This is a genomic window from Spirosoma sp., from assembly GCF_048594605.1.
GTDB lineage: Bacteria > Bacteroidota > Bacteroidia > Cytophagales > Spirosomataceae > Spirosoma.
The window spans coordinates 1-8,581 of sequence record NZ_JBMDWV010000296.1; the positions used below are offsets into that span (position 1 = coordinate 1).

At 48.2% G+C, this 8,581-nt stretch carries 5 protein-coding genes; 1 reads left to right on the forward strand and 4 read right to left on the reverse strand.

The window, feature by feature from the left end:
* Nucleotides 1-59 precede the first annotated feature (59 nt).
* The 4 genes from ACOJS8_RS17830 to ACOJS8_RS17845 form a co-directional block, all read right to left on the reverse strand.
* Nucleotides 60-1,823: an ABC transporter ATP-binding protein gene (locus ACOJS8_RS17830; RefSeq protein WP_420149900.1), complete on the reverse strand. Its 1,764-nt coding sequence runs from the start codon at nucleotides 1,821-1,823 to the stop codon at nucleotides 60-62.
* Entirely contained in the window at nucleotides 1,807-3,561 is a 1,755-nt protein-coding gene (locus ACOJS8_RS17835) for an ABC transporter ATP-binding protein (RefSeq protein WP_420149901.1), read from the reverse strand. The genes ACOJS8_RS17830 and ACOJS8_RS17835 overlap by 17 nt, the downstream gene beginning before the upstream one ends.
* A gap of 106 nt (nucleotides 3,562-3,667) precedes the next feature.
* Nucleotides 3,668-5,626 (reverse strand): SPFH domain-containing protein, encoded by a 1,959-nt coding sequence (locus ACOJS8_RS17840; protein ID WP_420149902.1) that lies wholly within the window; start codon nucleotides 5,624-5,626, stop codon nucleotides 3,668-3,670.
* A 232-nt stretch (nucleotides 5,627-5,858) separates the two neighbouring features.
* Nucleotides 5,859-7,295, reverse strand: coding sequence for a BamA/TamA family outer membrane protein (locus ACOJS8_RS17845; RefSeq protein ID WP_420149903.1), 1,437 nt, complete (start codon nucleotides 7,293-7,295; stop codon nucleotides 5,859-5,861).
* 121 nt (nucleotides 7,296-7,416) lie between these two features.
* Between ACOJS8_RS17845 and ACOJS8_RS17850 the strand changes: the two genes are divergently transcribed.
* Nucleotides 7,417-8,581, forward strand: a 1,165-nt coding sequence (locus tag ACOJS8_RS17850) for an MFS transporter (RefSeq protein WP_420149904.1), incomplete at its 3' end; no start/stop codon positions are given.

Genomic DNA, 8,581 nt, shown 5'->3' on the forward strand with positions numbered 1-8,581 from the left:
TTACCAAACGGTGCTTAGGAAGAGTGATTACACTTCTCTTCCTGAGCACCGTTTCCATTTTAGCTCACTCGCTTTCCGTGCAAAAGCATATCGACCGCGTCGTTGAGTGAACCCGCTCGCGTAACTTGTCCGGAATTAATAAAGAAGATTTCGTCGGCGGTTTCGATGGTATTCAACCGGTGGGCAATAATGATACGGGTTGTCGTTTTGGGCAGTTTCTGTAAAATTTCTTCCAGAAGTTGTTCGGTAATCGTGTCAATATTCGCCGTTGCTTCATCCAGAATGAGCAGCTCCGGACTACGTAGTACCGCCCGTATAAACGCAATCAATTGCCTCTGTCCCAGGCTGATCATATCACCTGTCGTCTGAACCTTTGTCTCAAGGCCACTGTCGAAACGCTCCAGCAACGCTTCCAGATTCGCTTCCCGAATGACCTCAATGAGTTGTTCGTTGGAGTAGCGTTGATACGTTTCGTTTCCGTACAGAATATTCTCACGAACAGTGCCCGTAAACAGGAAGGGTTCCTGCAAAATGAAACCAATTTTACTGGTACGTTCTTCGGCACTATACGCCCGAATGTCTTTCCCGTCCAGCAATACAGTACCGCTCGTTGGGTCATATAAGCGGGCAATCAGTGATGCCGTAGTGGTTTTACCACCCCCCGTTGGGCCTACCAGCGCATAGGTTTTGCCTCGTTCTAAGCTAAAGTTAATGTTATGCAGCACTTCATGGCCATTCGGGTAGCTGAACGATACGTTCTGAAACGACAATAACGACATAGTGGGCAGCATCAATGGATTTTCAATTGTCTGCAAATCTGTTTGTAAAGCCAGCATGTGTGAGATGCGATCCCAGCCAGCCAGCGCGACCTGAAAATTGGCCCACAACGTAGCGAGTTGACGTAGTGGATTATAGAAATTCATTACGTACGATAGGAAGCTAATCAGTAACCCAACCGTAAAATGGCCTGTCGAGATCAGGTAAATACCATATGTCAGCACAATCAGCTGGCCAAAACTGGCGGCCAGGCTATACACCGGCATAAATATGTTGTTAGCCAGTCCGGCCCCGACGGCCGTTTGATAGTTTTGCTGATTAGCCTCATCAAAGCGTTTTCGAAAATAATCGCGCCGATTAAAGGCAATGATCACTTTGAAGTTATTGAGACTCTCCTGAATTTCAGCGCTCATATTGCCCACGCTTCTCAGGTTTTTAGCGTTCTTTTCCTTTACCCAGGCCGACGTTATTTTCGTGAAAATCCAGATAAGAACGGCGGGCGCTAACGCGGCTGCTCCAAGAGGCAAGTTAATGGAGAGTAAGAAAATCCCCGCCCCTACCATCGTAAATATGCTGCCCACAAACTGCATCAGCGACTGCGAAAAGAACTGATTCAGCTTATCGGTATCGTTGTTAATCCGGGAAATCAGATCACCAGCCTTGTTCTGGTTAAAGAATGCGACGGGCAATTCCTGCAGTTTGTTGAATACCGCATTCCGAAGTCTGAACAACGTACGCTGCCCCACCTCGCCCATCAGTCTCGTTTGCAGGTAATTCGTTCCAAAAGTTACTACGTACATGCTCAGCAAAACACCCCCATACACGAGCAATCCTTCATATTGTTTCGTTTGAATATATTGATCCACGGCGCGACCAACCAACATGGGACTCAGCATGTTGAGACTTGAATTGACCAGGAGGGCTAAAAAGGCAAGTATCAGCGTTCTACGCTCGTCCTTAATCAATGTCAGGAGTTTACGAAGAGCTTTGTAGGTTGCGTTTTTTTCTTCCTTCTGCCCGACAAACTGATTAAGATCGTAGTTCATACTGATTGGTGCTACGTTGGGATTGATAAATCTGGACGTACTCGGGGCTAACTGCCATTAACTCCGGGTGCGTCCCTTTGGCGATAATTTCACCCTCCATGAGCAGAATAATTTGCTCATAATCCTCTACAGGAGCAATTTTCTGCGTCACCGAAATCAGCGTCATGCCGGGATAGTTCTGCTGTACGTTTGCCAGAATCTTTTGCTCCGTTTGCGTATCGACGCGGGCCGTAAAATCGTCCAGTAACAATACGTTAGGATTGAGCGCCAGAGCGCGGGCAAGCATAATCCGTTGTTTCTGACCACCGGACAAACTACTCCCCCGCTCTGAAACAACCGTCTGTAGTTTGTCGGGCAACGTATCAATAAAATGCTGTAATTCTGCGGTTGCAATGGCTTTTTCCAGTAATTCGTCCGTTACGGTTTCGTTGAAAGCAATGTTTTCGCGGAGACTCAGGTTAAAAATAATACTGTCCTGAAACACAAAGCCCACCTGGTGATGAAAGGCTTCCTCGTCGTACTCGTCAATCGTCCGGCCGTCGTACGTCACCTTCCCCGACGTAGCATTAATCAGTCCAGTCAGTAAAAACAAAAGCTGACTTTTCCCGGCAGCCGTTGGCCCAACAATAGCCGTACGCGTACCTGCCTGAACGGCAAACGTAACGTCTTTCAAAACAGCTTTCTCGCCATAATAAACGGATACGTTCTCAAGCGCAACATCGCCTTTTAACGTAGCATTGAGGGTGCCTGATCTGGAAACTTCAGGGGCTTGCAGCACCTCATCCACTCGTTGGTATGAAGCCGATGCCTGAGCAATTACGTTGCTCATAAATCCGATTATGATGATCGGAAAAATCAGCAGGGACAGGTAACTATTGAAAGCCGCAAAATCGCCCAGCGACATACTGCCCGAAATAACAAAATGCCCGCCCAACAGCAGAATAGTTAATCCCGCCATGTTGGCCGTGAACGAAATGACCGGGATAAGCGCTGCGAACAGGCGCAAAATTCCGATTCCCAAATCTTTGGCATTGCTGTTTGCTGCCAGAAATTTATCGTATTCAAGCTGTTGCGAGTTGATAACCCGAATCAGTGCCGATCCAAGAATGCTCTCGTTGATGACTTTATTGAGCCAGTCGATTACTTCCCGGCTTTTGATAAACAGTACCCTTACTTTCTTCAGCACCAGGTAGAACGTAATGCCAATAATAGGAACAATCGCCAATACGGCTAAAGCCAGTTTCCAGTTGATGCTAATCAGCAAAATGCTGGTTCCGATAATGAGGCACAACGACGAAGCAATCGACACGATACCCTGCGCAACAAATGTCTTAACCGAATCAATATCCGACGTGAGGTTTGTCAGTAGTTTGGATGGGTTCGCCTGCTGGATGTACGCAAAACTCTGGCGCGAGATTTTACCGGCCAGTTTTGTGCGTAAATCCCGCGCCACCTGTTCAGAAGCATACGTCTGGACAACACTTTGCAGATACGAAAAAACGAAAATGGAGAAAGCTACCGCCAGAAATTCAATTACCGTAGTTTTTAGTACAAATTGCCCGGCGCCGTAGGCGTCAATACTACGTGAAATGAGAATAGGCACCACCAGGCTGATTCCATTACTGATCAGCGCCAGCAGTAATAGCAGCAAAATCATTCTGGAATAAGGCTTCAGGAGGCCTATCAATGGCGACGGAGTTCGCTCGGAAGGCCCTGGATTTAAGGTAGCTTTAGCCATGTTGGTTGTATAAGTCTGAAACTACTGGCCAGGTGTGATGGGAACGCCAAAGGTAGGCAAAACAAAAAAAGGCCACGGTGCGCACCGTGGCCTTTTTAACACATTTTTAATTTTCTTTAGACTTTTCCGGTGCTTTAATAACGTCCACAATTTTAGTGGCTTTGCCTGTTTTACGCTCCTCAATCTGTTCCAGAAGCTGTAAACCCATCAGTCCGTTCAGCGATCCGTCCGAACCATTGCCTGCGCCGTTAATGATGATGTCGGGAATAACGCGAATCTGGCCTTTACCAATCTCCTCGGTGATTTTGAAGCGGGTAAAGTTTTCGTCGCCCATTGCGCGCACCTGCAGTTCGTACGCTTCGGCAGTTGAGCGACCAATAGCCAGAATTTTTTCGGCTTCAGCCGTACCGGTTTTGGCGATACGTTCCGCTTCGGCATCGGCGGTCAGTTTTGTCGCTTCTGCATCTGCTGCCGCCTGACGACGACGCGCTTCCGCATTAGCCTCAGCTCTGACCTTGGTGGCTTCCGATTCAGCGGCTACCTGCAATTTCAGACTACGGGCTTCACCTTCTGATTTTTTTACGGACGCATCGGCGGTACGTTGCGCAATTTCAACGCTTTGCTGCGCTTTCACGACTTCGCGCTGAATATCAGCCAATGCCGTTTCGCGTTCCATTCCCTGTCGTTTTTCCTGCGCCATCCGCTGCGTTTCATACGTTTTTTCTTCTTCCTGCGCAATCTTCCGATCGGTCAGCGTTTTCATCAGACTATCGGGTGGTACGATGTCGCCGATCAACGTATCAACCGCATTCACGTTATAGACTTCCAATACCTGCCGGATATGTTCGCGGGCAGCTTCCTGACGTTCTTTCCGCGTACTTAGGAAGGCAATGACGTCGGAGTCCTGGGCTGAGTTGCGGAAATAGTTACCGATGGTTGGCTCCAGCACCTGCGATACCAGATTGTTCATGCTACCAAACCGGGCAATCACTTTTGGCGCTTCTGCCGATGGAATATGGATAATCTGCGCTACGTCGAGATTGAACGGGAAACCGTCTTTCGAGCGAACGGTAATGGTCGATAGATTCCGGTCCAGATCATGCGATTCAGAGCGCGCATTGGCCCAGTTCAGTACAAGGTTGGTAGTGGGTACACCTTCCACTTTCATTGTATACGTATTGATCGGATACTTGCCCGGTCCCAGCGGCTCCATCCAGACACCCCGGAAACCGCGTCGGACAATATTCCCATGTTTGAACGTATCGCCCGTAATGTCCTCTCCATCTTCACCAATGTAGGAAATCACGACGCCAACATGGCCAATCGGCACTTCAGTCATCCGGATTTCTTCAATCTGAACGGCCCACGGATTGATGTAATATGAGCCCGCAAGCACCACCTGTGGTTGTAATCCCCGATTCCCTCCATTTTGCAAGAAGAAATCGATATTCTGGAAGTTGTTATGCCCTTCTACGTTCTTGCCGGCAATCTGGCCCGGTTGTAAGGGCGCCCCATCGAGCGTAGTAATAATACCGACCATGTTCTCCTTTATCACGGTCATATCGGCAATAGTCACCGTAAAAGCATACGTATTGATGCGATACGTACCGGGGGTCAATACAGCTGTTTGCCGACCTTTCTGTCCACCACTCGTCAGGAAACGTTCGGTATCCTGAAAATTGTCACAATCAACTCGCCGGGCCAAAATATTACCCGTTGGTAGTTCAATCCCATCATTCGATAAAATAAGGCCAATTTTACCTTCTGGTATAACCGTGAACGGCTGCATCGTAATACCATATTGCCATGGCCACATCCACCAGTACAAACCCGGCGCCAGCGTTTGCGCCTGATAACCAGCCTCTCCTTTGGTTGCAACGATACGTCCATCAGGTAATCCCCGGTCTGTACCGACAAGCACATATTTTTTAGTAATTAAACCAATACGGTCTTCGGGAACAATCACCATCCCGAATAAAAAACGTAGTACCAGTTTATAAAGCACTACAGCAAGAACGAGCAGGACAACCCAGCCCCAGGTCGACACAAGCGGTAAAAATTCCATGAATGAAACAAGGTTAAATGGTTAAGAAAATAAACGTGTGAAGCAAAGCATAACAAGTATTCTAACTTGTTAAAACACAGAGAATGAAAACGATAGGCCTACATGGGCGTAGCAGATGATTTGTCTGAATGACTCGACAAATGTATAGCGTTGCGGGGCTACGCTTATCAGAATTTGGATGATTGGTTACGTAACGGCCGGATTGTGCAGAGAAATTGATGAATGGAACGAGTTACAGTTCCTGTGCCAGATTGAAGAAGAATCCCGTTTTCCCCTGGGCGTTGATGGTGCCACTAAAACGCATTACCAGGTTATAGAACGTAACAAGATCGAGACTCATGCCCGTACCAAGAAGCAGGCGATTCGCTAACTGACTTTGATATTGTTCAGCCACTGTACTGCTAACGTATCCGGCATCAGCAAAGCCGGTCAGGTAAATTGAAATGGGTACAGTGTTGAACTGACGAATGTGGAGCCATTTAAGCTGCTTGCGCGTATCAACTAACTGATAGCGAAGACTGTTACGCCAGATAGCCGTTCGCTGCCCATCAATTACGTACAGTTCGTAACCACGTACCATATCGCTGGAACTTCCTAAACCCCGTAAACTAAAATAAGGCTGGTTCGTCGGCCATGTTACGCGGGCGCGTAGGTTACCGGCTCCATAAAATCGACCGCCTAATGGCCAGTATCGCGTAGCGGACGCTGCTAAATCCAGGAAGTGAAAATCGTCGCTGGGTAAAAGGCCCGATACGCTCACCCCGCCGGAGAGTAAAGTACCCCGTAATGGGTACACTACGTTATCGCGCCGGTCGTAGCGGTAGTTGTAACTCATAGACGCGAATTGCTGCCGGGTGCGACTTTCCAGAAAATAATCCGGATTAAGTCGTGCGATGGTATCGGCTATCGTGTTTCGGGTATAGCGAACGTCGAGCGTATGGTAATGATACAATCCACGCCGATGCGTTAAGATAGCCGCTACGTATGCCCGTGTTCTGAGTATATCTTCTGATTTGGCAAATACCCATTTATCAAATTGGGTCCGGTACGGAATTTCTTTGTTCGTCTGATACGCCAAATCAACGCGCAGCCCAATCTTCTGCGCTTTATCGATATACGGTATGGAATAAGACAGAACAGTACGTTGCAGAAACCCTAGTTCAACCGCTACTCCCAGCCGGTCATTATTCCCCGTTATATTGCGGTAGCTCAGTCGTCCTCCGTAGATTACGCGACTGAAATCGCGGCCCCGATCATACCACCATTCATTGAAATTACGATCGGCCAGATCAAAAACCGGGTAAGCGATCAGATACCATCGCTCTTTCATAATAACGGTCAGATCAAGCTGGGCAAGCTGCGTTGAGTCGTCGGCGGGCGTGATACGTGTTTCTGTATCGACGGTAATAAATAGGGTTGTGTTGTTGATGTTACGTTGGTCCCAGGCTACACGTTCCGGCACGTCGGCCAGTTGTACAGAATCGCCAACGTGCAGCGACATCTCTCTCAGTATAATTCGGTCGCGGGTACGATCATTTCCTTTGAGCGTGACAGAGCGCACAACAACTTTCTGCGTTGAGTCGACCGTAATGCTGGCAAAGACGGTTTGGGAGACAGATAAGAAAACCGCTACTATCAAAAGTACGGCTGGCCACGTTTTCGGAAACATTCTCAAAAGTACGTCTTTTCAAAAAAATAAGACAAGAATATCTCCATATCCTGCAAATCGCTACGTATTATTGTTACCTATTGCGTAAACCTATGACGACTCTTTAAAGATACAATTATTCATGCAAACGGAAGATGTAAAAAAAGCCCCGGTAACAACAAAACCTAATCTGAGTTTCTGGCAAATCTGGAACATGAGCTTCGGTTTTTTGGGAATCCAGTATGGCTTTGGTCTTCAGCAGGCCAACATGAGTCCCATTTATCGCTACCTGGGTGCCGACGAAGCATCTATTCCAGGGCTGTGGCTTGCCGGACCTTTAACCGGTCTGCTGCTTCAGCCCATTATTGGGGCTGTTTCGGACCGGAGCTGGTCGCCACGCTGGGGACGTCGTAAGCCTTTTATCCTGGCGGGGGCCCTGCTGGGCAGTGTTGCAATGATATTCATGCCTAATTCGTCGTACGTCTGGATGGCAGCAGGGCTGATGTGGATGCTTGACGCAGGTCTTAACTCAGCGATGGAACCTTTCCGGGCCTTCGTTGGCGACATGCTTAATGATAAACAGCGTCCTACGGGTTTTGCTGTGCAGTCGTTTATGGTTGGGTTTGGCCAAACTTTAGCCAACTTGATGCCTTATCTGCTACCCATTCTGGGAGTTTCGATGGTCATGTCGGACGAGCAAATGGCAAATGGTATTCCGAATTCAGTACGTTATCCGTTTTACATTGGGGCAGCGGCTATTCTGATCTCGGTACTCTGGACAATCCGCACAACCAAAGAATACCCGCCCATCAACGACAGTTACAAAGAAGAACACGTTTTTACCGACGAAGAAAAAAGATCGATTTCGTTCTGGCATCTGGCGCTGACACTGGGAGCCGCTACGTTAGCTTTCTTTTTTGCCGCCCGCATCGGCGGTCTTGTAACAGGTCTGATCTGGGGAGTAGGCATAGCAGTTGGTAGCTATTTGCTGCTGATGCGTCCTATTTTTAAAGAAGTGCTGGCTTCGCTCTCGGCCATGCCTGTCGTGATGAAACAGCTTTGGTGGGTAAAGTTTTTCACCTGGTACGGTCTCCCACTGATGTGGCAATATTTGTCGCTGGCTGCGGCCAAATACGCGTTCAATGCGCCCGATGCCGTGTCGAACAAGGCAGGCTTTGAAGAAGGTACCAAGTGGGGAGGGCTCTGCTTCGCAATGTTTAGTATCTCCTGTGCCGTTATTTCAATTTTTATTCCTCGTATTGCCAAGGCCATCGGCAGCGCGCGTGCCACACATGCTGTATTTCTTA